Raw genomic sequence first — 25758 nt, forward strand, 5'->3', positions numbered from 1 at the left:
TTCACTTAGCAAACAAAGTTTAAGAAAGGAGGGTGAAATGGATTTTGTCATCGGAGTTTTGGCCGTAATAGTTTTAGTCTATGTCATCGTTTATTTAGTTCAGAGAACATAAGAATCTTATGCAGAAGTCTTATATTACCATTGGTCATGTTGTCTTATCTTCTGAGGGATGACAACGTCTGATGAAGTCATTCGTTGCCATCCCTCCATGCCAATGTTCTTGATTGCTATGTTGCCTGTTACTAAAACCATTTGGACGTCAGTTGTTTTAGTCTAATATCATAAAAATATTTTATGCAGATAGAGATCCAAAATATCACAAAAATATATAAAGAAAAAAGAGGGCTTCTGCCAGCCAGTTTTGAGGTTGAGAAAGGGGAGCTTATTGCCCTCGTCGGCCACAACGGAGCTGGCAAATCCACTCTTTTGAAGATGTTAGCCAGCTGGCACCTTCCCGACAGCGGACATGTCTTAGTGGACGGCATCGACCTGAAGAACAGATTGGATGTTGTGAGGAAGATCGGTTTTGTGCCGGAAACCCCTAATCTCTTTGATCTCTTTTCTGTTGAATATAACCTCAAACTGTTTGCCGGTCTTTTTGGAGTCCCTTTTGTGCGGATAGAAGAGATCCTGAAGGAATTCGATCTGCTGCCTTTTCGTAACAACAAGATACAGGTCCTGTCAAAAGGGCTAAGACAGAGAGTCAGTATAGGGCGCGCTCTTTTATCAGATCCGCCGGTGCTTCTTTTTGATGAACCCACATCTGGCATAGACTTTGATATGACGAAAGAGATTTATAGATTGATGAAAGATTTTCATGCTTCAGGAAAAACTATCATCTTTACATCCCACCGGCCTGAAGAGATAAAGACCCTTGCAACACGCATCATTGTCCTGCATCAGGGCTCTATTGTCTTTGATGGCTCACCCCAACAATATTTCCAGTCAGAAATTCATGAAAAGCTATATCAATGATGATAAGAAATATAATCACATTAACTCTGAATGATCTGGCCATTGCATTAAAGAATAAGACATTCTTTCTCATCCTCTTTATTCCTTTCTTTGTTTTTTTCTCTTTGAAGTTAGTTGATATGGCAGATACAAACTTTAAAAAGATCAATATCGGACTTATTCAAAATGAGATGTATGCCCCTGATATTATTCAGGCCATTGAAGCAGCCGATAGTTTATTTACAGTATCCCGCGTTTCTAATGAGGAAGAAGGCAAAAGATGGTTAAAAGAAAAAAAGATAGACGGCCTGTTGATACGATCTGTAAAAGAAGAAAAGAGTTTAGTCCTTGTTGTTTTAAAAAAGGAGTCCCTGCTGACACTTTCGATTGTCGAGACCTTTTCAGCATTACAAAAAGCAGCAGAAGGCAATAGCATAAACTGGCTATCTGATATTCAGCCGATTCAGAAAGGCGGGATTCAAAAACAGACTCTGCCTACCTGGATACTGATGTTAGTTTTACTCGTAAGCTTCATTATAATGCCTGCACAGGTTGCCGAAGAAAAAGAAAAAAAATTACTTCTTGCTCTTTTACAAACCCCCATGCGCGAAATTGAGTGGCTTATTGCCAAATTGTTTTTAGGCATGATTTTAATAATCACTGCGGTCATATTCCTCCACCTGCTGGGTCAGTTTGACCTTGGTAACGGCTTGAGCTATATTCCATTCATACTGATTGGCAGTTTCTGTTTCAGCTCATACGGGATATTATTGGGTTTTTTATGCCGCAATCAGGCGAGCGCCAGAACTTTAGGTGTTATATTCTATCTGCCGCATCTGCTTCCTTCCGCGTTATCGGATTTTTCACAAAAATTAACCGCTGTTGCTCCTTTTCTGCCTTCCTATCAGTTTTATGAGCCTATAAGATCGATACTCTTAGAGGATGGTAGAATATCAAACCTCTCTTTTGAATGGATATATCTTCTCATCGTAGGACTTTTAACCTTTTTATTCTCATATCTGCTGATGAAAAAACGCTGGCTGATGTAAGTCTTAACATCGTATGTGTACTGAATTTATTTATCCTCTTTACACACTTCAGCTTAAATTCGTATAATAACAACCAAATATTTCTAATTTATTTGCCGCACATAGTATGAAATCAGAAAGGTTGAAAACTTGAAGATCGTTGTATGTATTAAACAGGTTCCTGACACTGCTGACGTTAAGATAAATCCTGAGACCAATACTCTTATCAGGGAAGGAGTGCCGAGCATTATCAACCCCTTTGACCTCAATGCGATAGAGGCAGGGATTCAGATCAGGGATCAGGTCGGCGGCGAGGTAGTAGCGCTCACAATGGGCCCTCCGCAGGCAGAAGATGCGCTGAGAGAAGTTATTTCTCTGGGAGTGAATGAGGCTGTGCTTCTTTCTGACAGGGCATTTGCCGGAGCTGATACATGGGCGACGGCATACGCGCTTGCCGGCGCTGTTAAAAAGATCGGGGCTGATATTATTCTCTGCGGCAAGCAGGCCATTGACGGAGACACTGCGCAGGTCGGCCCTGAGATGGCTGAATTTCTTGACATCCCTCACATCGCTTATATCAGGAAGATCGAAGAGATAAAAGACGGTTATATCAGGGTGCAGCGCCTCATGGATGAGGGTTATGATGTTGTTGAGTCATCGCTTCCCGTGCTGCTTACAACTGTCAAGGAATTGAATATTCCGAGAATGCCTTCTCTCAAGGGCAAGATGGCTGCCAAGAAGGCTGAGATAAAGAAGATGAACAGGCTTGATATCGGGATAGAAGAAGCTGACCTCGGGCTTAAAGGCTCGCCAACACAGGTCAAGAGCATCTTTGCTCCTGAGATAAAGGCTGACAGAAGGATGTTTGAAGGTTCTGCCGATGAGCAGGTCAAGGCGCTGGTTGATGAGATGAGAGGTGTCAAGTGTATATAGTAGTCAATCGTGATAAATGCACAGCGTGCGGTGAGTGCATAAACACATGCCCATATGATTCAATCGTGATGAAGGACGGAAAGGCATTTATCACTGAATTCTGTCAGCTCTGCGGCATGTGTATGTCCGCCTGTCCTGAAGGCGCGATATCAGAGAAGAAAGAGGCTGGTGATGAGGTTGCGGCAAAGGACCTTACCGCATATTCAGGTGTGCTGGTCTTTGCAGAGCAGCGCGATGGTGAACTTGCCTCTGTAGCTTTTGAACTTCTCGGCGTCGGCAGAAAGCTTGCTGATGATCTTGGCGAAGGACTTTCTGCTATCCTTCTTGGCGCTGATGCATCTGCTGCCAAGGAGTTGATAGAGTGGGGCGCTGATAAGGTATACCACTGCAATGACGCGGCATTTAATAAATTCAACGATGAACCATACTCGATAATTCTTTCCAAACATATTGATAAATATAAACCTGCGGTTGTGCTTGCAGGAGCAACGCCTATCGGAAGGTCATTCCTCCCGCGTGTTGCAGCGCGTTTAAGAACAGGGCTTACTGCTGACTGCACCTCTCTTGAGATAGATAAAGAGACAAAGAACCTGCTTCAGGTGAGGCCGGCTTTCGGCGGGAATATCATGGCAACCATACTCACCCCTAACCACAGGCCTCAGATGGCAACCGTCAGGCCGCGTGTCATGAAGAGGGGAGAGCATGTGCCGGGCAGGGCGGGCGAGGTAATTAATATCGATCATGGCAATATCCCGTCAAGGACAAAGGTCATCAACTCCGTAAAAGAGGAGTCCGGTCTGTCGGTCAATATACATGAGGCTGAGATCATAGTAGCAGGCGGCAGGGGAGTCGGCAAGGAAGGATTTAAGATGCTTGAAGAGCTTGCTGAGGCGCTTGATGGTGTGGTCGGAGCTTCAAGGGCTCCTGTTGATGAAGGATGGATATCTTACAGCCATCAGGTAGGCCAGACAGGCAAGACCGTCTGCCCCAAGATTTATATTGCATGCGGCATATCAGGAGCGGTCCAGCACCTTGTCGGCATGCAGTCATCTGATATCATTATCGCTATTAATAAGAACCACGATGCCCCGATCTTCAATGTTGCAACTTACGGAATTGTCGGAGACCTCTTTGAAGTTGTTCCCATGTTGACCAAGAAGATTAAAGAAGTTAAGGGGATTTAAGGCCCTTCCTTTCTCCTTTTTAAATTCTCACTCAAGTTAATTTCTTAGCTTTCTGATTTCTCTTCAATTATGTAAAATCCCTTATGCTTGTATTTATGGATGATTCCGGCGATCCTGGCTTTAAGGTCAGTAAAGGCTCTTCAAATACCTTTGTGATAGGAATGGTGGTATTTGATGATCCGCTTGAGGCTGAGGAGACTGCTCTGAGGATAAAGAAACTCAGAAGAGAATTAAGGCTTTCTGATACGTTCGAATTTAAATTCAATAAATGCCGTAAAGATTTTAGATGCAGATTTCTTGAGACTGTTAAAGGCGCTCATTTTAGAGCAAGAGCTATTGTAATGCAGAAGAACAGGATTTATGGTAAGGAATTGAGAGCTTCCAAGGAATCATTTTATAACTATGCTATAAAGACAGTCCTGAAATATCATGGTGGAACGATTAATAATGCCCGACTCCGTATCGATGGACGCGGTGACAGAAATTTCAAGAGGGCGTTGTCTTCTTACCTTAAGAGAGAGCTTAATCTTCACAAAGCAGTTAACGATAAAGTGATTCATGATTTAAGGTTTGTAGATTCCAAGAGAAATGTATTGATTCAGCTTGCTGATATGGTGACAGGCGCCATCAATAGGAAATATAGTTCTGATAAGGCAGACTCTTCTGTCTATATTGATATTATCAGTAACAGGATCGAGGATATCTGGGAGTTCGGAAGGTGAAAACAAAAAAACCTGACACATGGCCAGGTTTTTAGTGCGCCCCGATTCCTATCGTGAGGTTGCCCACGAACGCACACCGTACGGTGACAGTTCGGAGATCAGGTCTTTGTAATTCAATTATCCAATAGAGTGATATATTGTGTCAAGTGTTTTAGCTGTTTATGTTTTGTCGGCGACCTCTTTGAAGTTGTTCCTATGTTGACTAAGAAGATTAAAGAAGTAAAAGGGATTTGAGTTAATTTCTTGTAACGTATTTGGTTAGTTGCCCTTATACCGTTTAAAATTCTCTCTCAATATCGCTTCAAGATTTTTAAATCTCATACTTAAGGCGTTTGAGGAGATATTGATAGGACTTCCAGTTATCCAAAAGTTGGCCTTATTTGTGAGGCGTTGAAGAGAATTTCCTCTTGCTATATATATTTTTGGATTGAGCACATGTATCGTCAAAAACTTACTGGGATAACGCCCGGAAACTGTGATTTCGGTGATATCTGACCAAAGCACTTTTCCGGCTGCAACGCCACTTGCATTGTCTACTATACCTTCAGAATTAATGATTAAGCCTGGTGAGTTATCAAATAATTTGCGAATTCCCCAGACGAGAATTAAACCAAAGAATCCCATACCCAAGAGTCCGATAACGTTGGCTTTTACATCCGGTAAATTCAATATCCTGATGCCAATAACTACAAAAGCTGCTGCACCAAGAATAAGCAGTCCGATTTTTATCTTGCTTAATGGAATTACAATTTCATTATCATCTAGCATCATTCTCCTGTGCCTAACAACTTAGACAGTTGTCCGTATTTTCTGGAATAAGAAAAGTATAGTTGTATGAATTGGCAAAATACAAGCACAAATCAAACAAACCAAACACCATTGCTTAATTGACAGTCTAATGAATCAAGAACCATATGAATTACTAACCCGATGCCGATATAACGTGTCTTTGGGAAGAAGCACAGTGACACATATAGTGATATGGGCAACAAACCATGTAAAGGGTGGAAACCGATACTGCAGCGGGCGGGATCATAGATCGGACTTGCTATAAGATGGTCGATGTCAATGAGCATTGTGGATGCCATGACCGGATAAGCTGATTTCCAATCGCGCCGAAAGAAGAAGCCAACTACAATTGCCGGAATGAGAAAATGTAATAAGATATGCATTCTTAACCTTCCTGATTATTTTACATTACGAAAATAAAAAGGGGCTGGACTCCCTGATAACTCGGGACGATCCAGCCCAAAAGGTTAGCAACAGCTATATCCATTACTTCATCGTATCAGACATCTTTTTCTGCATATCCTGCATTCTATGATTCATTTCATTCATCTCCTGCTCAGTTGCCATGCCTGCATCCATCGTCTCTGACATCTTGCTCATCTGGGAACACATATCTCTCATCATGCCGGACATATTGTGCATATTTTCTTTCGGCATATTTTCCATCTTCTCGCCCATATCATGCATCATCTCCGACATCTGATGCATCATGTCCATCATGCTGCCTGTCATATCTTTATGGCTCATCATGCCCGACGTGTTACCCATCATGTTTTCATGCTTCATGTCGTCCATCATGCCGCCGCCGTGCCCTCCGCCCATCTGGGCGAAAGCATAAGTTGCTGACAATCCTGCAATCAAGATCATCGCTGTAAATAAACGTTTCATTTTGACCTCCTTATAATTGTTAAGCTCTCCTGATTACTGGATTATGCCGTTTGAAATGCTCAGATTATTCATGAGAGCCTGCATGTCCTGGACTGTGAGGCCCGAATGGTTCTGCCCGGACTGCATAAATGTCAGCATAGCAGCCGACAGTCCTGAAGTGCCCGCGTTAGCCTGCATCATGTTTCCTCCCATCATGCCCCCTCCCATTATTATCTGGTTTCCGCCCATTATCCCGTTCATCATTCCGTCAAATGCATCGTTCATCATTGCTGTGACCATACCTGAAGAATTAGGCATTCCTATCGTATCAGCGTACTGCGACATTGCGGCTATGGCCATGCCATAGTTTCTTTCATCCTGTGTGGCAGCGGCCCCCGAGCCATTTGTAAGCGGGTTCATAGGAATCGTATGCAGGATATCGTTCACGCTGAAGTATTGTCCCATCATGCTGTTAGCCTGAGTAATGTTGGCCTCGGTCATACCTCCAACCATATTCTGTGCCATTTGCTGAGCCATTGAAGAAATAGGGGTCATCTGAATATTGGTCACATTCTCCCCGGCTGTCATGGAGGGCACCACGGCTGTCATAATGTTGCCTGCACTCATATTCATAGTAGTTTCGGTTGCTTCGTCAATGTAGCTACCGCCGGTCATCTGCAGCATTAGCGGCCCTGAATGGTTTCCCAAATTCATCGAGAAATTACCCTGCGTGTCTGTCACGTCAGAGCCTATCTGTACGCCTCTTGTCCCGTTAGAGTTCATATTAAATGCCGTAACTGTTGCCCCTGAGACTGGGCCTTTGATAGCAGTCCCGCTGACAGTTCCTGTCCCCGTAGTGGTGGTTACAGAAGCCCCTCCGCCGCCACCGCCACATCCGATAAACAGAACGAGCGACGCAATAAATAATGTTAATGAAATTATCTCCCCGCTGAACTTCCTATCTCTGTTCATTTTATATCTCCTTTAGATCTTATTAATAAAATCTACCAACCTCATGCCTAAACCAGTTTTACGTTTCTATAATAATAATGAGGAGTGAAGAAATAATGAATTGGTTTTGATAAAGTTTCCACCTGGGTCATATTCCTTATATGCTCAAGGCAATCCATTTTGAGATTTCCTCAGGTGATCTTCGATATTTTTGGCAATATCTATCATCAGGTCTTTACCTGTTGTTGTGTAATCGGCAGTTCTTATCTCAGTGATTTCTTTTAAAGACCGTATAACCGCATCTATCTTTTTAGCCTCTTCCTCTATGATATCAAGAGAGGCTTGCAAATCGGCTTCATTCCGCCTGCTTCTTCTTGCCATTCCTCCGATTACGGTATTGGCATTAAGAAGATAATGAGACAGTGTGACCATGAGCCTGTGGAGTGTATCCAGCGCTGTTTTCTTTTTCTCATTTTCGAGTTCAAGAGCATATAGGCGTTTTTTTCTGTCTGCTATTATTCCGATCAGAAGACCGGTAATTCCTCCAAAAAAAGCGAACGAGACCGCCATTGGAAACATCACTGGTTTAAGGGTAGTCAGGATAAGGTTAAAGATACTCTGCCCTGAAAGGCTTCCTGTTTTGCCGGGATGGGTATTCATGATAAAATCCACAAGCATTGTATATGGATGAAACATAAGGTATCCGGCCACAATACCGATCGATGTGAAGACTATTTGTGAGTGGAATTTTCTAATCATCTTCATTATGTCAATGCATTAATAAGAAGGCTTAGATTCTGAATGAATTATGAGCTTATAACTTTCTGTGGTCTTTCTTAATGCTGCATTGGCACAGTGTCTTCCGTCTTCACTTTTTCTGTCGGCATAAGCCCTTTTGCCTTCTCAGCAATGGCCTCATAACCTTCATAAACTATCAGCATAATCAAACCGCCAGGCTCTGTTTCGCCATTCATTACATGGTGAGGCTCATGGCAGTGGAGCGCCCAAACCCCTGGGTTATCAGCTATAAACTCAATATCATAGGATTCTCCTGGAAGCAGAGGCAGCACATTCCTTTTTTCCTGCATAGGAGCAGGTACGGGGTTTCCGTCTTTTGCAACTATTAAGAACTGATGGCCATGAAGATGCATGGGGTGTATCTGCGCCCCCATACTAATAAATGTAATCCTTACTCTTTCACCTTTCTTCACCATGATATTTTCAGTCGCGGGGAAAGACTTCCCATTAAGCGTGTAGTAATCAGTCTCCATGGTATGCGCGTCTTTATTCTTGCTCCACTCCGTAATAAAAAGGATATTGTGATTTTCAGGGAGTTCCTCTACAGGGTCAATAATGAACGCCCCGTGCATGGCATTTGTCATCTGCGAAGCCTCTTTATAATGGGAATGGTAAAACCTTATCCCTGCGGGTTTTGCAATGAATTCATAAGTAAACTCCTTCCCCGGAAGAATTGCTTCCTGTGTTACTCCGGGAACCCCGTCCATATCATATGGGATTTCCAGGCCATGCCAGTGAACGGCGGTTGATTCTTTTAGTTGATTAATAACCTTTATCCTGACATGGTCACCTTCCTTAACCCTTATCTCAGATCCCGGTATCTGACCATTAAAAGTTACAGCCTTAACTTTGACCCCCGGCAATATCTCCCATAAAATCTCCTTTGCCACAAGTGTAAATTCCTTAACCTCAGCCTCAGATGGTTCCGCCTTCTTCTCCTCCATATCCTTCATCATTCCATGTTCCATATGGGCGAAGCTGGTTGAAGCAGCCAAGGCTGAGATCAGGAGCGCCATAATCAATATGCGTTTCATTTAGTCCTCTCTTTCTTTTCCTCAAATTCTTCTTTGCTTATTTCACTTTTTATCCTGAAAATGAAAATCCCCGCCTTGCAGCGGGGATTTTCAGATCGTTAGGGTTAAGCAGCAGATTTATTTCCCCGTCACCTTGCCTGTAAAGATATAATCATTGTCTTTTGCAGAGGTATGGCATTTTATACAATCCTCAGCTTTTCCCTCTGCGAGTATGTTGAACTTAGGATCATATTTTGCCCAGAACCAATCGTTGCCTGCCGGGTTATACCCTTTTACTTTATACATAACTGTAACGGCTGCAAGCTGTTTATTGCTGTCGTAGTTTTCTTTTACGATTATGGAGTTATCCGACATCCCGGCTGCTTTATTGATTGAATCAAGCGCAATTTCATTTACATAAGTCGTAAGAAATGAACCATGTGGTTCTTTGCCGGCATACATTTCTCCCTTGCCCGGCCATTTAGCCCACTTCGTATATGGTTTATGTATTGTAATGTGATAGCGCACATCACCTCCTGCAGCCCAGGGCATATGTTTAAAGACTGAATCATAGGGAATTACCTTTATAGGTGCCGGATCCCCTGCATAAGCGGCAAATGCGGCAATAACAACTAATACTGCAAGTGATACGATTACAATGTTTTTTTTCATGTTTCCTCCCGGTATGGTTTAAAGTGGTTTTCAAAAAGACGGTAAAGTGCCTGAGAAAAATTAAATCTGTCACCTCCTTTCACTTGATGGGTTGTATGAATTTTATATCACAGTTTTCTTGTCAATGCAACGAGTGTATGAATTCACATTTAATTCACTGCGGTACATTAATATTAATTTGACAAGGCGTTTAAATAATGTAAACTAATCCGTATAGAATTAATGGAGGGGATAATGAGAGAGATGAAAAAGTTTTTAATGGTTGTGATCGGGATTCTGCTTATTTGCGGCGCGGCATATGCAAAGGACTACGAGGTAAAGAAAACAACTGCTGATTACAATGTTGAGGTGAGTATTGACAAAAATCCGCCTGTTGTCGGGGACAATAATATTGGGATTAAAGTAAAGGATATGAAAGGAAGTTATGTAACTGATGTGAAGGTTGTTGTAGAATACTCTATGCCCGCTATGCCCGGGATGCCGGCAATGAACTATAAGACAGATACAACTATAGACGGGAATGAGTATAAGGCAAAAATGAACCTCTCTATGGCAGGTTCATGGAATATTTTAGTAAAGATAACAAAAGGCGAAAAGACATCCAAGGTCAAGTTCAGCATAGACGCTCAATAAAGCTCAAACCGAATGAGGCAGAATTCTGCAAATACAAAGATCATCCCCCCTTTTCACAAGGGGGGATTTGATTTTTTCAGATATCCGGTTTTTGCGCTCTTCATCATAATCCTCACTGTTTCATCTCTTTTCGCTGACGAATTAATCCTCTCTGATCTGATTGACGAGGCACAGAAGAAGAACTATGATATCCTCATCTCCGGCACAAAGGAGTTGTCTGCCGGTTACAGGATACCGCAGGCAGGCAGCCTTCCTGACCCCATGCTGATGTTCGGCTATGAGAACGAAGGGGTGCGGGACTTGTACACATTTAATGAAGAGATGGCTGCTGATTCAAAATGGATGTTCTCTTATTCGCAGATGCTCCCTTATCCGGGCAAACTGGCTTTGAATGCGGATATGGCTTCAAAGGACGCCGAGGGCATAAAGGCCATGACTGATGCGCTCCGTCTGAAGACCACCGCAAGGGTGAAAGAACTTTACTATGATCTTTTCCTCGCATATAAAAACCTTGAACTTTTAAATGAGAAGTCGTCACTTTTAAAAGGTATCGAAGATGCCGCATTGTCCAGATATTCCACAGGCATGGCTCCTCAACAAGAGGTGTTGATGGCGCAGACTGAAAAGTATATGCTCCTTGAGAAAGAGGAGATGTTCAAACAAAGGATACAATCACTGGAGGCAATGCTCAATGCTGTTTTGGGCAGGGATGTTAATTCACCTCTCGGAAGGCCGCAGCAAGTCATGCCAACTTCATTTACTTATACTCTCGTTGATCTCATAAATACGGCTATGGATAACTCCCCTGAAATAAAGGCGCAGAGTAAGATGATCCAGGCTTCAGAGGCGAAGATAAAGATGTCTGAAAAGGAGTTTTATCCTGACTTCACGGTCACTGGAAATTATTCAGCCAAGAACAAATATTATGAAGACATGTGGGGGCTCACTACAACCATCAATATCCCGCTCTTCTACAAGACCAAACAGAGACAGGCTCTGCTTGAGGCTGAGGCCCGCCGTTCACAGGCAGAACTTGAACTGCAATCCATACAATTAATGATATCATCCGCGATAAGAGACAACTACTCGATGCTGAGCAGCTCAGCCAAACTTATGGAGATATATAAAGACGCCCTGATCCCGAAAACTGCTCAAGACTTTGATTCTTCTCTCTCAGGATATATATCCGGCAAGGTCGAGGCGATGACGGTTATAAGCAGATTGAAGTCCCGCATTGATTATGAGGCGTTATACTGGCAGCAGTTCATAGAGAGAGAAAAGGCTATAGCTCGGCTTGAGGCGATAACGACGGTCACATCTATATCTCCCCTCCCTTGATGGGAGGGGATTAAGGAGAGGGTGGAATAAATTAAATTCACCCCCACCCTTGCCCTCCCCTCTCAAGGGAGAGGGGAGATTTGCAGGACGTCATTTTTCATGTCCTTATAATTGAATTAAAACAGAGGGGTTTACTATGAAAACAAAATACTTAACATTTTTAATTTCAGGATTATTAATGTGTCTTCCAATTGCAGTATATGCTCAGCAGGATCATTCGGCACATGGCGGAGGACAGGCTCCTCAAGCTGAAACTGTAACTTCTGATGAGGCTCCGGCCGTTGAGATTGATTCGGACCAGCAGCAGATGATTGGTGTCAGGGTAACTGAAGCCACTGTAAAATCTATCCGCAAGACCATCCGAACTGTAGGCCGCATCGAGTATGATGAAAGAAGGCTTTCTACTGTCAACATAAAATTTGAGGGATGGATAGAGAAGTTATACATTAACTCTACCGGACGCCCTGTGAAAAAAGGCGAGCCGCTCGCAGAGATATACAGCCCTGAACTTTACGCGACACAGATGGAATATCTGAATTTAGTTAAGTGGGCTACCCCATCTAATCCCACCCTTACTAAGGGGGGGCAAGGGGAGGTCAGTGACCTGCTTTCAAGTGATGCCTTGAAGTTGGTTGACGCTGCAAGGCATAGGCTGAAGCTATGGGATATCTCTGACGAGCAGATAGATAAGATACGTGAAACAGGCAAACCTTTCAGGACTCTTACTTTATACAGTCCGTCGAACGGCGTTGTTATAGAGAAGATGGCTGTAGAGGGAATGAGGGTGATGCCGGGTGAGAAGCTTTTTGATATAGCGGATCTTTCAAGGCTTTGGGTCTTGGCAGATATCTTTGAGTATGAACTGCCGTTTGTGAAGACAGGGCAGAAGGCAAAGATAACTCTGAGCAGCTTCCCTGAAAAGGAATTTGAATCTGTCATTAATTTCATATATCCCTCAATCGCAGGCGCGACAAGGACAGCTACTGTGCGTTTTGAGATACCGAATGATAAGGGAGACCTCAAGCCGCAGATGTTCACGAATGTTGAGATAAAGATAGATGCAGGGATCAAGCTTGTTATTCCGGATGACGCGATCATCGATACAGGGAAGAGGCAGGTTGTTTATGTTGATAAAGGCGAGGGTCTATTTGAGCCGAGAGAGATAATGACTGGTGTAAAAGCAGACGGCTTTACAGAGGTATTGATGGGATTGAAGCCCGGAGAAAAGGTCGCATCCTCTGCAACATTCCTTATAGATTCTGAAGCGCAGTTGAAGGGTATATCTCCTCTAAAGATGGATCACTAATCAATGATCGCAAAAATAATCGAATACAGCGCGAGGAACAAGTTCATCATCTTCCTGATAGTGGCCTTTCTCTGCGTGTGGGGATACTGGGCACTGAAGAATACGCCGCTTGACGCCATACCGGATCTGAGCGATACACAGGTCATCGTGTATACGGAATGGCCCGGCAGGAGCCCTGACCTTGTTGAAGACCAGATAACCTATCCTATAACATCCACGCTTCTTGCAACGCCAAAGGTTCAGGTGGTGCGTGGCTTCTCATTCCTGGGCAGCTCTTTTATCTATGTAATATTTGAAGAAGGGACTGATATCTACTGGGCGAGAAGCCGCATACTTGAATATATTCAGTCAGTAAAGAATAAACTCCCTCAGGATGTAAATCCTGTATTGGGGCCTGATGCCACAAGCCTCGGGTGGGGTTTCAGTTACGCGCTTGTGGATGAGACAAAGACGCATGACCTGTCGCAGCTCCGCTCCATGCAGGATTACAATATCAAACTCTCGCTCGAAAGCGTTCAGGGCGTGTCGCAGGTTGCGAGCATCGGCGGGTTTGTAAAACAGTATCAGGTCAACATTGATCCCAACAGGCTCCTCGCATATAACGTCCCTCTGATGAATGTGATGGAAGCCATCCGCAGGAGCAATAAGGATGTTGAGGGCAGGGTGCTGGAGTTCTCAGGCATCGAATACATGGTCAGAGGACGGGGATATATCAAAGATATTTCTGATCTGCAGAACATAGCTGTAGGCACCAATGGTATCGGAACGCCGGTCTTTCTTCGCGACATTGCAACCGTTCAGCTCGGCCCGGAGATACGGAGAGGGCTTGCCGACCTTGACGGAAAGGGTGAGGTTGCAGGCGGCATTGTAGTGGTGCGTTTCGGCGAGAATGTACTGAGCGTTATAGATCGCGTAAAAGATAAGATCGCAAAGGATATACAGCCGAGCCTTCCCAAAGGCGTGAAGATAGTAACCACTTACGACAGAACTGACCTTATACACCGCTCTATTGACACACTGAAAGAGGAGATCATAAAACTTTCTATAGCAGTAAGCGCGGTCTGTATCATATTCCTTTTCCATCTGCCGAGCGCGTTAGTGGTCATCTTAACGCTGCCGCTTGCTATCATTATCTCTTTTATCTGCATGCATTACCTTGGCGTGACGTCGAATATCATGAGCCTCGGCGGTATCGCTATCGCGATCGGAGCAATGGTTGACGCCTCGATCATCATGGTTGAGAATGCGCATAAGAAATTGGAAGAGTGGGAACATGACCCCTCTAAATCTCCCCTTACCAAGGGGGGACTTCAGGGGGGTCGCGTAGATGTGATCATCGAAGCTGCAAAAGAGGTCGGGCCGTCGTTATTCTTTTCACTGCTCGTAATCACAGTGGGCTTCCTTCCTGTATTCACACTTCAGGAACAGGCAGGCAGGCTTTTTAAGCCCCTTGCGTATACCAAGACCTTTGCAATGTTGTTCGCCTCTTTCCTTGCGATCACGCTTACTCCTGTCCTTATGACTCTTTTTATAAAAGGGAAGATAAGGCCTGAGGAAAAGAATCCCATTGTGCATTTCCTTGGCAAGCTATACAGGCCGAGGGTGGCATTCTCCCTGAGGTTCAGCAAGAGCATTATTGTTGTTTCACTGATAATCGTACTTCTTACAGGCGGAATATTCATACTGCCGATGTTCGGCATTACGCCTGTGCCTTCGCTCAAGCTCGGAAACGAATTCATGCCGCCGCTATATGAAGGCTCTCTCTTCTATATGCCCGTGACTGTGCCGGGAGCTTCCATCTCTGAGGTCTCAAAGCTTCTTACAATGCAGGACAAGATGCTTAAGTCCATTCCTGAAGTGGATCAGGTTTTCGGAAAAGCGGGCCGCGCTGAGACAGCCACAGACCCGGCGCCGCTTGAGATGTTTGAGACGGTAATTAATCTAAAGCCTGAGTCTCAATGGCGGCCGGGCATGACCGTTGAAGGGCTGAAGAACGAGATGAATGATGCGCTCACTATTCCCGGAGTAGCGAACTCCTTCACTATGCCTATCAAGGCGAGGATAGATATGCTCGCAACAGGCATAAGAACACCTGTGGGGGTGAAGGTACTCGGGCCGAATATAGAGATGATAGAAAAGATCGGGCTTGATGTTGAGAATGCGGTAAAGAATATTTCAGGCACACGGAGCGCTTACGCGGAGAGATTAACAACAGGATATTTCCTGGACATTAAACCTAAACGTGAAGAGATTGCACGCTACGGATTGTCAATGGATGATGTAAATGACCTGCTTGCGAGCGCGCTTGGCGGGATGAATCTTACAACCACTGTTGAAGGCAGAGAGCGTTACCCTGTCAATGTCAGGTATATGCGTGAACTGAGAAATGATGTTGATAAGATAAAGAGGATACTTATACCGGTAATGAACAGCCGGCAGTCAGCGGATAGCGGTAAACAGTCAGCTATGAGCGGCTCGCAAATTTTACAGATCCCGCTTGGAGTGATCGCAGACATAGAGATCATAAAAGGCCCGACAGGTATTAAAAGCGAGGAGGGGCTTCTTGCATCTTATGTCTATATTGATTTCTCCGGGCGTGATGTCGGAGGTTATGTTGAGGAGGCAAAGCAGAAGGTTGCAGAGGCGGTTAAACTTCCTGAAGGATACAGGCTTGAGTGGAGCGGAGAATATGAATACATAGTCAAGATGCACGAGAGGCTCACTATGGTCATTCCTCTTACTCTGCTTATCATATTAGTGCTGCTCTACATGAATACAAAATCATGGATAAAGACGATGATAGTGATGCTCGCTGTTCCGTTCTCGCTGGTAGGTTCCTTCTGGTTCCTTTATTTTCTTAATTACAATATGAGCATAGCAGTCTGGGTCGGCATTATAGCGCTTGCGGGTTTGGACGCTGAGACCGGCGTGGTCATGCTCCTGTATCTTGACCTGTCATACGAGCAGTGGAAGAAAGAAGGCAGGATGAATAACATTGAAGACCTTAAGGACTCCATCATGCACGGCGCAGTAAAGAGGATAAGGCCAAAGCTCATGACCGTCTTCGTGATCCTTGCCGGGCTTATACCGATCATGTTCAGCCACGGCGCCGGGTCTGATATCATGAAGAGGATCGCCGCCCCGATGATCGGCGGTGTCGTGACATCAGAGATACTTGAACTGACCATCTATCCTGCCATTTATCTGCTGTGGAAGAGAAGAAAGTTTAAGGGGTAAATTAAGCTGACTGCCACTTATAATATTTGTTGTGGTTTGCCGGAAATAGTTTTCACATAGTTATTCTAAAACTGATAAAATAAACATATGAAACAGGCAGTGAAAAATATTGATGAAGCCAAAGCGGTGCTCAAAGAGCATAAGAATGAAGTAATTCAAAAATACCGGGTGAGCGAGATCGGTATCTTCGGGTCATTCGTTCGCGGTGAACAGAAAAAAAGAAGCGATATTGATATCCTTGTTGAGTTTGATGAAGAAAATATCCCCAGCCTTCTTAAACTCATCGAGATGGAGCGGTTTCTTCAAAGGCTTCTCAGGAAGAATGTTGATGTTGTTATGAAGAGCGGCATCCGCCCTGAACTCAAAGACCTCATCCTGAAAGAGGTTGTCTACGTATGACCAGAAAGTGGGCTTTCTTCATTCAGGACATCTTTGATGCCATACAGTATATCAAGTCTTTTATGGGCGATATGACCCTTGAGGAATTTCTCTCTGATGAAAAGACGCGGAGCGCTGTCGCATTCAAGGTCGAGAACATAGGAGAGGCTGCCAAGAATATTCCGAGAGAGGTCAGGTCTAAGTACAAAAAGCTTCCTTGGGCAGATATGGCGAAAATGAGGGATAAGATCACACATCTTTATTTTGGGATCAACTACAAGATCGTCTGGAAAGTGGTAAAAGAAGATCTCCCTGTAATCGAGCTTTTAATAGAGAAGATATTGAATGATCTGAAGGCTGGGGAAACTACCGAAGAGAAGTCGTGACATCAGAGATACTTGAACTGACCATCTATCCTGCCATTTATCTGCTGTGGAAGAGAAGGAAGTTTAAGGTGTAGATCTATATCATTTAAATCTGTTATCCAACTTCTTTGTAATTCTATTCTTTAAATATCAATAGACAGATTTGATCTCATCGCATGTTCTTTTAAACATCATTCAACGATCTCGTTTCCAGGCAGGGTCTTCTTGAAGTCCACTGGAATCGTTGGGCTCGTCATTTCGTCAATGCGGAACACGTTCTTGCGGACGACTCGCTGTAATCTGATGTCTACGAGTGTAGTGCTGTTGCGGTGGAGTGCTTTCATAAGCATCTCCCTTGTTGCTTTGAACTCACAAGGGAGATAGTGGACAAAACCCTTGTCGGGTCGAGCAACTATTTTGAATCCCAATGTTTCTGCTCCGTTCATTGCTTCTCGTATCACTTTACCGTCTTTGTCCAAAATTGCTTCTGTTCCTTTCATTACATCGTAGTTAAAGAAATAGGTGAGGGTCTCAGGATTAACATGATTGCGCTGGCGATCAACAAAAAAACCTTCAGGGAGATGATTAGGATCAGCATTCGGACCGTCGGTGAGGATCAGGTCGTAATCAGTTACTGGATGATCCTCGTTATCACGCACTCGAAAGATCATCATTGAGAACTTGTCATGGATGAAATATCGATGAGTTAAGAAAAAGCGTGTCTCGACTTCCAATCTTTCGCTCTTCTGGACGTTCTCCGTTTCAGTAGCGAATTGTTCGCACAGTTGCTTGTACTGGGCATTCGTCTGCACTTTGATGCATGCGAGGATTGCATCAAAGGTTTCCTGGCTTTTCTCATCGTTCGAGGTTACATTGACGCTACGCATAATACCCATTTCTTCGCCTGAGTGAGATTTACCACTTATAACCCGAAAGGCGGTCTTAGGTGCCTCAACAATCAATTCGACTTTTAACTCATCTGCTATGAATTCGCCATCCTCGCCCAATTTTGGCCTTGGTGCTTCTTGAACCAGTTTAATGTAAGTGCCACAGAGGTTTGCGGCTGCGACACGCACTACTCCATCCGAACCGATCTCGCCAGTATAGGCATTAATATTGTCATAAAACGCTCGGTCTATGTACTGCCCAGTTAGAACAAATGGGAATACTCCATCAGTCCCAATTTGACTTTCGCCACTACGAATCCAGTTGGTATTGAGATTCCATGCTTCGGCGCTGCCAAGCTCAAGCCAGTCGAGTACTCCCTGACCAGGTTCTACTCCACCAAACCAAAATTTTAATCGGCTTAAACGTCCTTTACCGAGCTGAGCTAATGCTGAACCATAGTTGGCAGGTGCTAACATGACAAGGTGGCTCATCGGGCAGATTCCGTTTTCAGAAACTGTCTCATAGTAACGATGCCACCAATCGCGAATTACTGGACCTCCGGTTGAATGTGTAATACACACGAAACGGGTTCCAGCTTGCAAGATACCAGAAAGTTGATCTTTAACCGCAGCGCGAAATGCTTTTGAGATATCACTAACGCGAACTTCATCGTGGAAACTAATGTATCGGCCGAGGAATATCTCTTCGACTTGGATATCGATCCCTGCTGTATTAGCTTGCTCGCGCAGACGAATAGGTAATCCTCCATAGGTGTCAGTATTGGTGACACTCCAGCCATGAACGAACACTACAACTTTTTTAATTGGCATTTAAGTTCTCCTTTTTGCACTTTGGGTGCTGTCATTCTTTCATGAGCTCTATTTTATCAATCGAAAGTGGGTCAATATTTTCGTAATCTTCAAGCATCAACAATTGAGAATTTAATACTATTCTGTTCTTGAGTTGTTGTCCATCTTTTAGCATTATGTCAACAATTTGAAAACCCATGCCACTTTCTGGAAGTTCCATGAGATACTGAATATGCTCTTCCTTAAGTTGAATCTTTTTTTTGGCACTACTTTCCATAGGGTTTCGTGCCTGAGTAAGTATTGTTTGAAGTTCCATTTTTAAAATAAGCTTCAACTCCGCCACCATTGCGGCCAAAAGCTGGTTGAACGATGCCTCTTTGAAGAATATCAGTTGTCTTTGGCTGAATACTAAATGCCCACTTTAATTGCTCGTCATTTGGTAACGCATATCTATCAATGGGGTCATCACTGAGTCGCACGCACAGTGAATAGTCTAAATTGGTTGTAGTGAATGTGCCGGGGAGGAGTCTATTGTTCACAAAATCAATGCGCTTGTCATTTTTGTATGCAGATAGCCTCACGAATAGTTCCTTGCCATTAGCGGTTTCCTGTGAGCTCTCAGCGGCTCCTTTACCACCAGACTCTCTACTTTTGGCTTTGTTTTGACTTTCAGTAAAATAGCGAGATTCAGTTATTTTACTGCGTGGGACTAAAGAAATTGAACTTGTTTCAATTGATAATTTGTTGGCTTTATTTAGCATTATTGAATAACCTTCTGTAATTGTTTTTCGTTTGAACTCCGAGAACTGATTGTCATAATCAATAATTAATTCGGAGTTATAAACAACAAAACTCTCCTTATTTACCTTGCCATATCTTCTTGCTTCGATAATCTGATAGCCCATCCCCGTCTCTGAGAGAGATAGGAACTTCGCTTGGTCTAAATCGGATGCTTTAAATATCATTTCGTTCTCCTTTAATTTGTTAGGCTTTCAATGACTCAGTCTCAAGCAAAAATGAATTTCTTCTTGTTTCTATTTTCTTAAATGTCACATTAGGAGTATTTTTTCTGACTGCTTTAATAATTTTAGTCCTATATTCAATATCACATCTTAGTCCGAATATTACTTCTCGCAATAAGCCCGGATATGGTATTTCCTTTCCACCTGCTTGTGTGACATACCTCCATTCACGCTCGTATGCCCATTCATCAGACTTTGTATAAATGACTGTCTTGAGATTTTTATCATCGATACCAACAGAGATTGTTGTAGTTGCATCATTTCGAGAAGTTGTAAGAGCATATGAAAATTGAGCTTTAACGCTATCCATATCTAATTCTGGAAATTTCTTTGTGTATTGTACTGGCTTACAATACACAGCATCATTTATTTCATAGCCTAAGCAATATCCTCTATGGTTATCTGAATAATGCGACCACATGAGCATATTTTTATCAGTTTCCGATAAACTTACAACACCTATCTCTGATAGTTTTTTCTCAATAGCTCGTATTACATCTGTTGAACGTACTCTTTTTATTTTTACGGGGGCTCTATCTTCAATCTTTTTGAATAATCCCAGAACGTAATCTAATGACTTGGATTGTTCTACTCTTTTAAGTAACTCTTTTCTTTTAAACATAGACATCCCGAAAAAAGGAAACCCATAATCAACAGATTTTTTTAGAGTTATTATCCATGAGGCTGCTTTGTTTTGCTTTTCAAAATTGTCCAACGCATTGCCAGCAATGCCACTAAAAATGGATGCGTTACAATCAAATGGGTCATTGAACGAATGAGGAATGGCAGCCCATAATGTCCCATTCTCGATCATTGAAATCGAATAGTTATTAAAAACCCTGTATTTATAAAGCAACTTTATTTGACCTATATAAGCTAGTAATTAATACTATCACTCGTATTTTTTTGATTTAAATAATTATAGTAGTCTAATGATAAAAAAACAACAACAAAATATAGTGATGTGATTAATAAGCTGCATTGTAGAATTTACTGAGCTGTTATCGACTGTTATGCTATTATATTCACTCAAATCAGATATGAGGAAATGAATCTATGAAGATAGCTATTGTATTTCCGGGGCAGGGTTCCCAGTTTGTCGGGATGGGGAAAGACCTGTATGATAATTTTGAAGAGGCGAGGGCTATATATAAAGAAGCATCTGATGCGCTTGGGTATGATGTAGCCGGCCTGAGTTTTAACGGGCCTGAGGAAGAGCTTAACAAGACATTCCGCACACAGCCCGCGCTTTTGACAGCAAGTTATGCGGCATTTGTTATTTTGAAAAATAAAGGCGTTAATCCTGCTTTCATGGCTGGACACAGCCTTGGTGAATATACTACGCTCCCTGCTTCAGGCATTCTCTCTTTTAAAGAAACAGTAAAGCTTACAGAGAAGAGGGGGCAGTTTATGCAGGAGGCGGTGCCTGAGGGCAAGGGGCTGATGGCGGCTATCCTCGGGCTTGAGAGGGCGCAAGTGGATGGAATTTGTGCTTCAGTTAAAAGCGGTTATGTATCCTCTGCAAACTATAACTCTCCGGGGCAGGTAGTTATTGCAGGCGAGAAGTCGGCTGTTGAGGAGGCGATGAGCCTTGCGAAAGAGGCGGGCGCGAAGCGTGCATTGCCGCTTGCGGTCTCAGTTCCTTCACATTGCCAGATGATGAGCCCTGCTTCCCAAAGGCTTTCAGAATTGTTGAATACTCTGGAATTCAGTGCGCCTAAGGTTCCGCTCATTAATAATGCGGATGCAAAGATACTGAATGCCCCTGCCGAAATCAAAGATTCGCTTGTAAGACAGCTCAACAGCCCGCTCTTATGGGAAGATACTGTGCTGCTGATGGTGAAGAACGGAGTTAATGTGATTCTTGAAGTTGGCCCCAAAAACGTGCTTACAGGCCTGATAAAAAGGATCGATAAAGATGTAAAGACGCTGAATGCCGGTGATGCAAAGGGAATTGATGAGGCTATAGGCATATTGTCTTAAAGATACACGTTTTGTGTTCCATGTTAAAGCATAGTATGCTATAGCATATGGCACGATTACGAGAGATGTTTTTATGATGATATTGTTTGGTTATTTTAAAGACTATTTGCGTTCCCTGACAGACCTGGCCTTGGATTTTTGGTATATAGTTCCTGTTATTACTGCTGCATTGGCTGCAAAATTTTTTTTTGATCAGTGGACAGAGCATAAATTATCCGGGTCATCCATTAATGATATTGATTCAAGGGAGATAGGCGATTTCATAAGTCATCTTAATGATATTGTTGTCAGGCTTGGATATATAATTGAATGGGTAAATCATAATAATGATCATGAAGTTAATATGCTTATAGTTAAGAATGGCGTTAAGGTATTGTTTCGGGCTGTAAGGAATCAAGGCAAGATAGGATGGAAGCCGATACAGGAATCATTAGATGCCATGAGGTTCCATGAGTGTCATGAACTTATCATGGTTACAAATAAATACTTTACATTCAGGGCCAGGGAGTTTGCTGAAGAGAATGGTGTTGTATTATGGGACAGAGATAAACTCATAAAGAATCTGTTTGATACCAAGGAAGAGGCTGCTTTTGAGCTAGAAACCTCTGAAGCTGATACTGTTGGTAATGATCTTATCGGAGCTCAACATGTGTTGTCCATGGATGAATACTTATCAAAGAAATGCGGGGTATGCGGCAATGAGGTAAATACGGAAGATATTCAGTTCTGTAATGACAACTCCATGATGCTTAAAGGCGGAGTTTACTGTAATGAACACAGAAAAGGAGTGTAAAAATATTACTATGCTTAATATTGAAATGATAATGTCTACCGCGCAAAACATAAGTAATTCCCTTGAGGACAACTTCTTTGATATTGATAAGAGGAAGTTCTTCGATGCGGTCTTTGCCAGATACTTTCCCTCTGTCGATCCTGCAGGCACGATGGAGCCCTATGATGCGGTTGTGAACCTGGGGCGCCAGGATCCTGCTGAATTTGAGAAGATGGTCAAGGAACTGGAAGATAAGGGCCTTATCTAACTCATCAGTATGTCTGCTGACAGCAAGACAGAGATAGCGCAGGAGCTTAGGGAAGCTTTTAATACTGTATCGCCTTTTATAGAGAAACATACGTCCATTGTCTGCCCCGGCTGCAAAAATATCTGCTGTGCAGACAGGCACGGCCGTTATGACAGCGATGACATCATCTTTTTGAAGGCTATCGGCGCGGATTTCGTTCAGGATCATAGCGGCAGAGACGAAAACAGTACCTGCCGTTTTATGACGGCCACAGGATGTTCGCTGGTGAGATGGATGCGGCCGTTCCGGTGTACGTTCTTTTTCTGCAACCCTCTTCTTAAGAGCCTGGAAAATGACAATGCCAAACTCTACAGGGCGTTTATGGATTACTTTAAGCATCTTGTTGATGTGAGGCAGAATCTGATAGGTGAGGATATTAAGTGAGCGTTTATGTCTGACAGCATAAGAGAAATGAAATTAATGGCTGACGGGATCACCTGCACTTCATGCGCAAGTGATATGGAGGGGATACTGACTGAAATACCCGGGATCGTTGATGTATCAGTAAGTTTTGCGGATGATTCAGTTGTCATAAAATATGACACCGTTGTAATCAGCAGGAAAGATGTCTATGCCGCTGTGCGTAAACTCGGGTTCCCCCTTAAGATAGTTTCCGAAACATAGCAGATCTCATTTTATTGCACCGTCATAAATACCTGCCTTGAGGTTTGCTTCTGCAAGAACTATGCTTACGGTATTGGCCAGATTGTAGCTTCTCACCTTTCCAATTATGGGAACATGAACAGTTCTGTCATGCCATCTCTTCAGCCATTCTTCAGGCAGCCCGCCGGTCTCGTTGCCGAATATGATGATATCCTCATCTTTATAGCATGGGCTGTCATATCTCAGCTTTCCGTGCTTTGTGATGAGCCATGGGCTTTTGTCCCCGAGCCATTGGAGAAATTCATCAGGGGATTCATGAAAGGCAAGCTTAAGGTCATCCCAGTAGTCAAGGCCTGCACGCTTGGCCTTTCCGCTGCTCATGTCAAAACTGATCGGTTTTATGATGTGAAGGCGCGCATCCATGCCTACACACTGCCTTGCTATGGCGCCGGTATTGGGAGGTATCTCAGGTCTGTAAAGTACAATATTCAGCATTTTGTTTTATATTTTAAAAAGCAGGCTGTTTATTATATCTTAATTATCATTGCAGTTCAGGTGATAAAAAAAAGCCCCCCTGCATGACAGGGGGGCTTTCAGGCTTGTTTCAATTACAGTGCTGTAACATTGATTGCCTTAGGGCCTTTCGGGCTTTCTTCGATCTCAAAGCTGACAGGATCGCCTTCTGCAAGGGTCTTGAATCCATCACCTTGAATAGTCGAATAGTGAACAAATACGTCACTGCCGTCTTCTCTTGAGATAAAGCCGAAACCTTTTGATTCGTTGAACCACTTTACTGTTCCATTAATCATCTCTAATACCTCCTACTATAAACTAAAGAATCAGAACAGACCGTGTTAGCGTAATAAAAAAACCACAAAGCTAAAAGTCTTTGTGGTCTCGTCCTTCCAAAAAACTTCTGATACTTCTGTACTGACAGTAACATTCCTATGATAATAAGTCAATGCCATGTTAACAACTGTCAAGCCAATTTAGAAATGTCCTATTCTTACCAAAATAGAAATGTCCGGTTTTATACTATTGCCTCCAAAAGAGGATTATTCGTCTTTGCAGCTATTTTTTTGCATGTCCTGTTCCATGGGTGATCCTGTGGTGGTGTTTACCGCACGCTCTGTTCTTATGCAGAGTATCTTTTTCAGGTTAAGCCCGTCGGGTATCGGCCTGTGCATGTTTCCCTGACTTAAGGCTTTAACACTGAACTTGCGGTTGAATTCTCTCAGGTAATGGCTGTCAAGGAATTTGTTGGCTTCCGCTATTGTGCTGATGCCTCTGAGTCTCAGCTCTTTCACTAACCTGTCCTGTAGCGTCCCGAATAATCTCTCTATCCTTCCCTTAGCCTGCGGTGAATAGGCATGGATCAGCTTTACTCCAAGTTCTTTCAACGCCCGACCAAATTCACTAACCGGCTCTTCTCTGTTTACCTCTTCTTCTATTGTCGGCTTTGCTGTGGATTTGTATGTGCTGTGCCTGTCAAAGTATATGCTGACAGGTATTCCGTACTTCTTTATATAGCGATGGCAGCTGTCCATTGCTGGTATTGTGCCCTCATACTCATAAAACCTGAAATATGCCCTGCTGGTTGCGTCATCTGTATATGCCATAAGAACACATTTAGGCCCTCTGCCCTCAAACCAGTCATGATGGCTGCCGTCCATCTGCTCCATCTCTCCAATGCAATGCTTCCGCTCTCTCCATTGACGATGTCCCCTGCCTTTCCTATGCTTTTGCCATTCCCCTTTCTCTATAAGCCACAGTCTTAGCGTCTCATCGCTTATCTGTATTCCTCCCAGCTCAAATACTTTTTCCGCCGCAAGTGTCGGCCCAAAGCCTTTTAACTTCTCCCGGTAAAGTTCTATCACCTTGTCTTTGATCTTTACCGGCAATCTCCTGCCGGAGGGCTTACCTCGTGCCTTATGGGCTATTCCTCTGTCACCTTCGATTCTTACCCTCTTTATAAGCCTTCTTATCTGCCGGTCACTCAATGCAAGCATATCTGCTGCCTCTGCCTGCTTGATGACTCCATCCAGTACTTTCTGAATTATGTGTAACCGCTTTAACTCTTTCTGACTCAAAATGATAATGTCCTTTCGTGCCACCTTGCCTCCTTATCAAAAAGAGGCAGTTTAGCATTTCCAATTTAGGACATTTCTATTTTGGTGAATTAGGACATTATCATTTTGGCGGGACA

Annotated in this window: 29 protein-coding genes; 16 read left to right on the plus strand and 13 right to left on the minus strand. The window is 43.4% G+C overall.

The genetic code is table 11. The features are described 5' to 3' along the window. Nucleotides 1-294: 294 nt before the first annotated feature. The 5 genes from HY807_06870 (at nt 295) to HY807_06890 (ending at nt 4821) form a co-directional block, all read left to right on the plus strand. Nucleotides 295-975, plus strand: coding sequence for an ABC transporter ATP-binding protein (locus HY807_06870; GenBank protein MBI4826129.1), 681 nt, complete (start codon nt 295-297; stop codon nt 973-975). Continuing rightward, complete coding sequence (locus HY807_06875) at nt 972-2003, plus strand: ABC transporter permease (GenBank protein ID MBI4826130.1); 1032 nt, start codon at nt 972-974, stop codon at nt 2001-2003. Before HY807_06870 ends, HY807_06875 begins: the two co-directional genes overlap by 4 nt. 129 nt (nt 2004-2132) lie before the next feature. Further along, complete coding sequence (locus tag HY807_06880) at nt 2133-2915, plus strand: electron transfer flavoprotein subunit beta/FixA family protein (protein ID MBI4826131.1); 783 nt, start codon at nt 2133-2135, stop codon at nt 2913-2915. Then, on the plus strand, nt 2906-4099 hold the full coding sequence (locus HY807_06885) for a 4Fe-4S binding protein (protein ID MBI4826132.1): 1194 nt from the start codon (nt 2906-2908) through the stop codon (nt 4097-4099). Before HY807_06880 ends, HY807_06885 begins: the two co-directional genes overlap by 10 nt. Before the next feature lie 95 nt (nt 4100-4194). Continuing rightward, entirely contained in the window at nt 4195-4821 is a 627-nt protein-coding gene (locus HY807_06890; GenBank protein ID MBI4826133.1) for a DUF3800 domain-containing protein, read from the plus strand. A gap of 258 nt (nt 4822-5079) precedes the next feature. Here HY807_06890 and HY807_06895 read toward each other — a convergent pair whose 3' ends face one another. The 6 genes from HY807_06895 to HY807_06920 form a co-directional block, all read right to left on the minus strand. After that, nucleotides 5080-5592 (minus strand): hypothetical protein, encoded by a 513-nt coding sequence (locus HY807_06895; GenBank protein MBI4826134.1) that lies wholly within the window; start codon nt 5590-5592, stop codon nt 5080-5082. A gap of 504 nt (nt 5593-6096) precedes the next feature. Then, on the minus strand, nt 6097-6498 hold the full coding sequence (locus HY807_06900) for a hypothetical protein (protein MBI4826135.1): 402 nt from the start codon (nt 6496-6498) through the stop codon (nt 6097-6099). A gap of 33 nt (nt 6499-6531) precedes the next feature. Beyond that, entirely contained in the window at nt 6532-7449 is a 918-nt protein-coding gene (locus HY807_06905) for a hypothetical protein (GenBank protein MBI4826136.1), read from the minus strand. A 144-nt stretch (nt 7450-7593) separates the two neighbouring features. After that, nucleotides 7594-8193 (minus strand): hypothetical protein, encoded by a 600-nt coding sequence (locus HY807_06910; GenBank protein ID MBI4826137.1) that lies wholly within the window; start codon nt 8191-8193, stop codon nt 7594-7596. Between the two features lie 71 nt (nt 8194-8264). After that, nucleotides 8265-9260 (minus strand): copper oxidase, encoded by a 996-nt coding sequence (locus HY807_06915; protein MBI4826138.1) that lies wholly within the window; start codon nt 9258-9260, stop codon nt 8265-8267. Nucleotides 9261-9377: 117 nt separating this feature from the next. After that, on the minus strand, nt 9378-9911 hold the full coding sequence (locus tag HY807_06920; GenBank protein ID MBI4826139.1) for a cytochrome P460 family protein: 534 nt from the start codon (nt 9909-9911) through the stop codon (nt 9378-9380). Nucleotides 9912-10154: 243 nt separating this feature from the next. On the opposite strand from HY807_06920, the gene HY807_06925 reads away from it, so the two are divergent. The 6 genes from HY807_06925 to HY807_06950 all read left to right on the plus strand — a co-directional run bounded on the left by HY807_06925 (nt 10155) and on the right by HY807_06950 (nt 17189). Next, the gene (locus HY807_06925; protein ID MBI4826140.1) at nt 10155-10544 is read left to right on the plus strand and encodes a FixH family protein; all 390 of its coding nucleotides are present in this window, start codon (nt 10155-10157) and stop codon (nt 10542-10544) included. Nucleotides 10545-10556: 12 nt separating this feature from the next. Continuing rightward, nucleotides 10557-11882 (plus strand): TolC family protein, encoded by a 1326-nt coding sequence (locus HY807_06930; GenBank protein ID MBI4826141.1) that lies wholly within the window; start codon nt 10557-10559, stop codon nt 11880-11882. 178 nt (nt 11883-12060) lie between these two features. Continuing rightward, a complete protein-coding gene (locus HY807_06935) occupies nt 12061-13188 on the plus strand; it encodes an efflux RND transporter periplasmic adaptor subunit (GenBank protein ID MBI4826142.1) in 1128 nt (375 codons plus the stop codon). 3 nt (nt 13189-13191) lie between these two features. Then, entirely contained in the window at nt 13192-16425 is a 3234-nt protein-coding gene (locus HY807_06940; protein MBI4826143.1) for an efflux RND transporter permease subunit, read from the plus strand. A gap of 99 nt (nt 16426-16524) precedes the next feature. Further along, on the plus strand, nt 16525-16824 hold the full coding sequence (locus tag HY807_06945; GenBank protein ID MBI4826144.1) for a nucleotidyltransferase family protein: 300 nt from the start codon (nt 16525-16527) through the stop codon (nt 16822-16824). Then, nucleotides 16821-17189 carry a DUF86 domain-containing protein gene (locus HY807_06950; protein MBI4826145.1) on the plus strand — a complete coding sequence of 123 codons (369 nt, stop codon included), beginning with the start codon at nt 16821-16823 and terminating at the stop codon, nt 17187-17189. The genes HY807_06945 and HY807_06950 overlap by 4 nt, the downstream gene beginning before the upstream one ends. Nucleotides 17190-17359: 170 nt before the next feature. Here the strand turns inward: HY807_06950 and HY807_06955 are convergent, their stop codons facing one another. The 4 genes from HY807_06955 to HY807_06970 are packed head-to-tail and all read right to left on the minus strand — an operon-like array spanning nt 17360 to nt 20701. After that, nucleotides 17360-18886, minus strand: a complete 1527-nt coding sequence (locus HY807_06955) for a phospholipase (protein ID MBI4826146.1) — start codon at nt 18884-18886, stop codon at nt 17360-17362. Between the two features lie 31 nt (nt 18887-18917). After that, a complete protein-coding gene (locus HY807_06960) occupies nt 18918-19085 on the minus strand; it encodes a hypothetical protein (protein ID MBI4826147.1) in 168 nt (55 codons plus the stop codon). A 46-nt stretch (nt 19086-19131) separates the two neighbouring features. Next, complete coding sequence (locus tag HY807_06965) at nt 19132-19830, minus strand: hypothetical protein (protein ID MBI4826148.1); 699 nt, start codon at nt 19828-19830, stop codon at nt 19132-19134. 19 nt (nt 19831-19849) lie between these two features. After that, nucleotides 19850-20701, minus strand: coding sequence for a DUF2971 domain-containing protein (locus HY807_06970; GenBank protein ID MBI4826149.1), 852 nt, complete (start codon nt 20699-20701; stop codon nt 19850-19852). A gap of 242 nt (nt 20702-20943) precedes the next feature. On the opposite strand from HY807_06970, the gene fabD reads away from it, so the two are divergent. The 5 genes from fabD (at nt 20944) to HY807_06995 (ending at nt 23573) form a co-directional block, all read left to right on the plus strand. Continuing rightward, nucleotides 20944-21870, plus strand: a complete 927-nt coding sequence (gene fabD / locus HY807_06975; protein MBI4826150.1) for an ACP S-malonyltransferase — start codon at nt 20944-20946, stop codon at nt 21868-21870. A gap of 73 nt (nt 21871-21943) precedes the next feature. After that, entirely contained in the window at nt 21944-22663 is a 720-nt protein-coding gene (locus HY807_06980; protein MBI4826151.1) for a restriction endonuclease, read from the plus strand. A gap of 10 nt (nt 22664-22673) precedes the next feature. Further along, nucleotides 22674-22910 carry a hypothetical protein gene (locus HY807_06985; GenBank protein ID MBI4826152.1) on the plus strand — a complete coding sequence of 79 codons (237 nt, stop codon included), beginning with the start codon at nt 22674-22676 and terminating at the stop codon, nt 22908-22910. 9 nt (nt 22911-22919) lie between these two features. Continuing rightward, nucleotides 22920-23333 (plus strand): hypothetical protein, encoded by a 414-nt coding sequence (locus HY807_06990; GenBank protein MBI4826153.1) that lies wholly within the window; start codon nt 22920-22922, stop codon nt 23331-23333. A 6-nt stretch (nt 23334-23339) separates the two neighbouring features. Beyond that, nucleotides 23340-23573: a heavy-metal-associated domain-containing protein gene (locus HY807_06995; protein ID MBI4826154.1), complete on the plus strand. Its 234-nt coding sequence runs from the start codon at nt 23340-23342 to the stop codon at nt 23571-23573. A gap of 6 nt (nt 23574-23579) precedes the next feature. Here the strand turns inward: HY807_06995 and HY807_07000 are convergent, their stop codons facing one another. From HY807_07000 to HY807_07010, 3 genes are all read right to left on the minus strand, one after another. Next, nucleotides 23580-24047 carry a tRNA (cytidine(34)-2'-O)-methyltransferase gene (locus HY807_07000; protein ID MBI4826155.1) on the minus strand — a complete coding sequence of 156 codons (468 nt, stop codon included), beginning with the start codon at nt 24045-24047 and terminating at the stop codon, nt 23580-23582. Between the two features lie 113 nt (nt 24048-24160). After that, nucleotides 24161-24361: a cold-shock protein gene (locus HY807_07005; protein MBI4826156.1), complete on the minus strand. Its 201-nt coding sequence runs from the start codon at nt 24359-24361 to the stop codon at nt 24161-24163. Between the two features lie 246 nt (nt 24362-24607). Then, nucleotides 24608-25666: an ISNCY family transposase gene (locus HY807_07010; GenBank protein MBI4826157.1), complete on the minus strand. Its 1059-nt coding sequence runs from the start codon at nt 25664-25666 to the stop codon at nt 24608-24610. Nucleotides 25667-25758: the final 92 nt, after the last annotated feature.

It is taken from the genome of Nitrospirota bacterium, assembly GCA_016207885.1.
In the GTDB taxonomy this organism is placed as follows: Bacteria; Nitrospirota; Thermodesulfovibrionia; order UBA6902; family UBA6902; genus JACQZG01.

Bases quoted from the DNA above. Each gene is read 5' to 3' on its own strand.
- HY807_06870 (MBI4826129.1), top strand. From the start codon at position 295: ATGCAGATAGAGATCCAAAATATCACAAAAATATATAAAGAAAAAAGA.
- HY807_06875 (MBI4826130.1), top strand. From the start codon at position 972: ATGATGATAAGAAATATAATCACATTAACTCTGAATGATCTGGCCATT.
- HY807_06890 (MBI4826133.1), top strand. From the start codon at position 4,195: ATGGATGATTCCGGCGATCCTGGCTTTAAGGTCAGTAAAGGCTCTTCA.
- HY807_06895 (MBI4826134.1), bottom strand. From the start codon at position 5,592: ATGATGCTAGATGATAATGAAATTGTAATTCCATTAAGCAAGATAAAA.
- HY807_06900 (MBI4826135.1), bottom strand. From the start codon at position 6,498: ATGAAACGTTTATTTACAGCGATGATCTTGATTGCAGGATTGTCAGCA.
- HY807_06905 (MBI4826136.1), bottom strand. From the start codon at position 7,449: ATGAACAGAGATAGGAAGTTCAGCGGGGAGATAATTTCATTAACATTA.
- HY807_06910 (MBI4826137.1), bottom strand. From the start codon at position 8,193: ATGAAGATGATTAGAAAATTCCACTCACAAATAGTCTTCACATCGATC.
- HY807_06915 (MBI4826138.1), bottom strand. From the start codon at position 9,260: ATGAAACGCATATTGATTATGGCGCTCCTGATCTCAGCCTTGGCTGCT.
- HY807_06920 (MBI4826139.1), bottom strand. From the start codon at position 9,911: ATGAAAAAAAACATTGTAATCGTATCACTTGCAGTATTAGTTGTTATT.
- HY807_06925 (MBI4826140.1), top strand. From the start codon at position 10,155: ATGAAAAAGTTTTTAATGGTTGTGATCGGGATTCTGCTTATTTGCGGC.
- HY807_06930 (MBI4826141.1), top strand. From the start codon at position 10,557: ATGAGGCAGAATTCTGCAAATACAAAGATCATCCCCCCTTTTCACAAG.
- HY807_06935 (MBI4826142.1), top strand. From the start codon at position 12,061: ATGTGTCTTCCAATTGCAGTATATGCTCAGCAGGATCATTCGGCACAT.
- HY807_06940 (MBI4826143.1), top strand. From the start codon at position 13,192: ATGATCGCAAAAATAATCGAATACAGCGCGAGGAACAAGTTCATCATC.
- HY807_06950 (MBI4826145.1), top strand. From the start codon at position 16,821: ATGACCAGAAAGTGGGCTTTCTTCATTCAGGACATCTTTGATGCCATA.
- HY807_06955 (MBI4826146.1), bottom strand. From the start codon at position 18,886: ATGCCAATTAAAAAAGTTGTAGTGTTCGTTCATGGCTGGAGTGTCACC.
- HY807_06960 (MBI4826147.1), bottom strand. From the start codon at position 19,085: ATGGAACTTCCAGAAAGTGGCATGGGTTTTCAAATTGTTGACATAATG.
- HY807_06965 (MBI4826148.1), bottom strand. From the start codon at position 19,830: ATGATATTTAAAGCATCCGATTTAGACCAAGCGAAGTTCCTATCTCTC.
- HY807_06970 (MBI4826149.1), bottom strand. From the start codon at position 20,701: ATGATCGAGAATGGGACATTATGGGCTGCCATTCCTCATTCGTTCAAT.
- fabD (MBI4826150.1), top strand. From the start codon at position 20,944: ATGAAGATAGCTATTGTATTTCCGGGGCAGGGTTCCCAGTTTGTCGGG.
- HY807_06980 (MBI4826151.1), top strand. From the start codon at position 21,944: ATGATGATATTGTTTGGTTATTTTAAAGACTATTTGCGTTCCCTGACA.
- HY807_06985 (MBI4826152.1), top strand. From the start codon at position 22,674: ATGCTTAATATTGAAATGATAATGTCTACCGCGCAAAACATAAGTAAT.
- HY807_06990 (MBI4826153.1), top strand. From the start codon at position 22,920: ATGTCTGCTGACAGCAAGACAGAGATAGCGCAGGAGCTTAGGGAAGCT.
- HY807_06995 (MBI4826154.1), top strand. From the start codon at position 23,340: ATGTCTGACAGCATAAGAGAAATGAAATTAATGGCTGACGGGATCACC.
- HY807_07000 (MBI4826155.1), bottom strand. From the start codon at position 24,047: ATGCTGAATATTGTACTTTACAGACCTGAGATACCTCCCAATACCGGC.
- HY807_07005 (MBI4826156.1), bottom strand. From the start codon at position 24,361: ATGATTAATGGAACAGTAAAGTGGTTCAACGAATCAAAAGGTTTCGGC.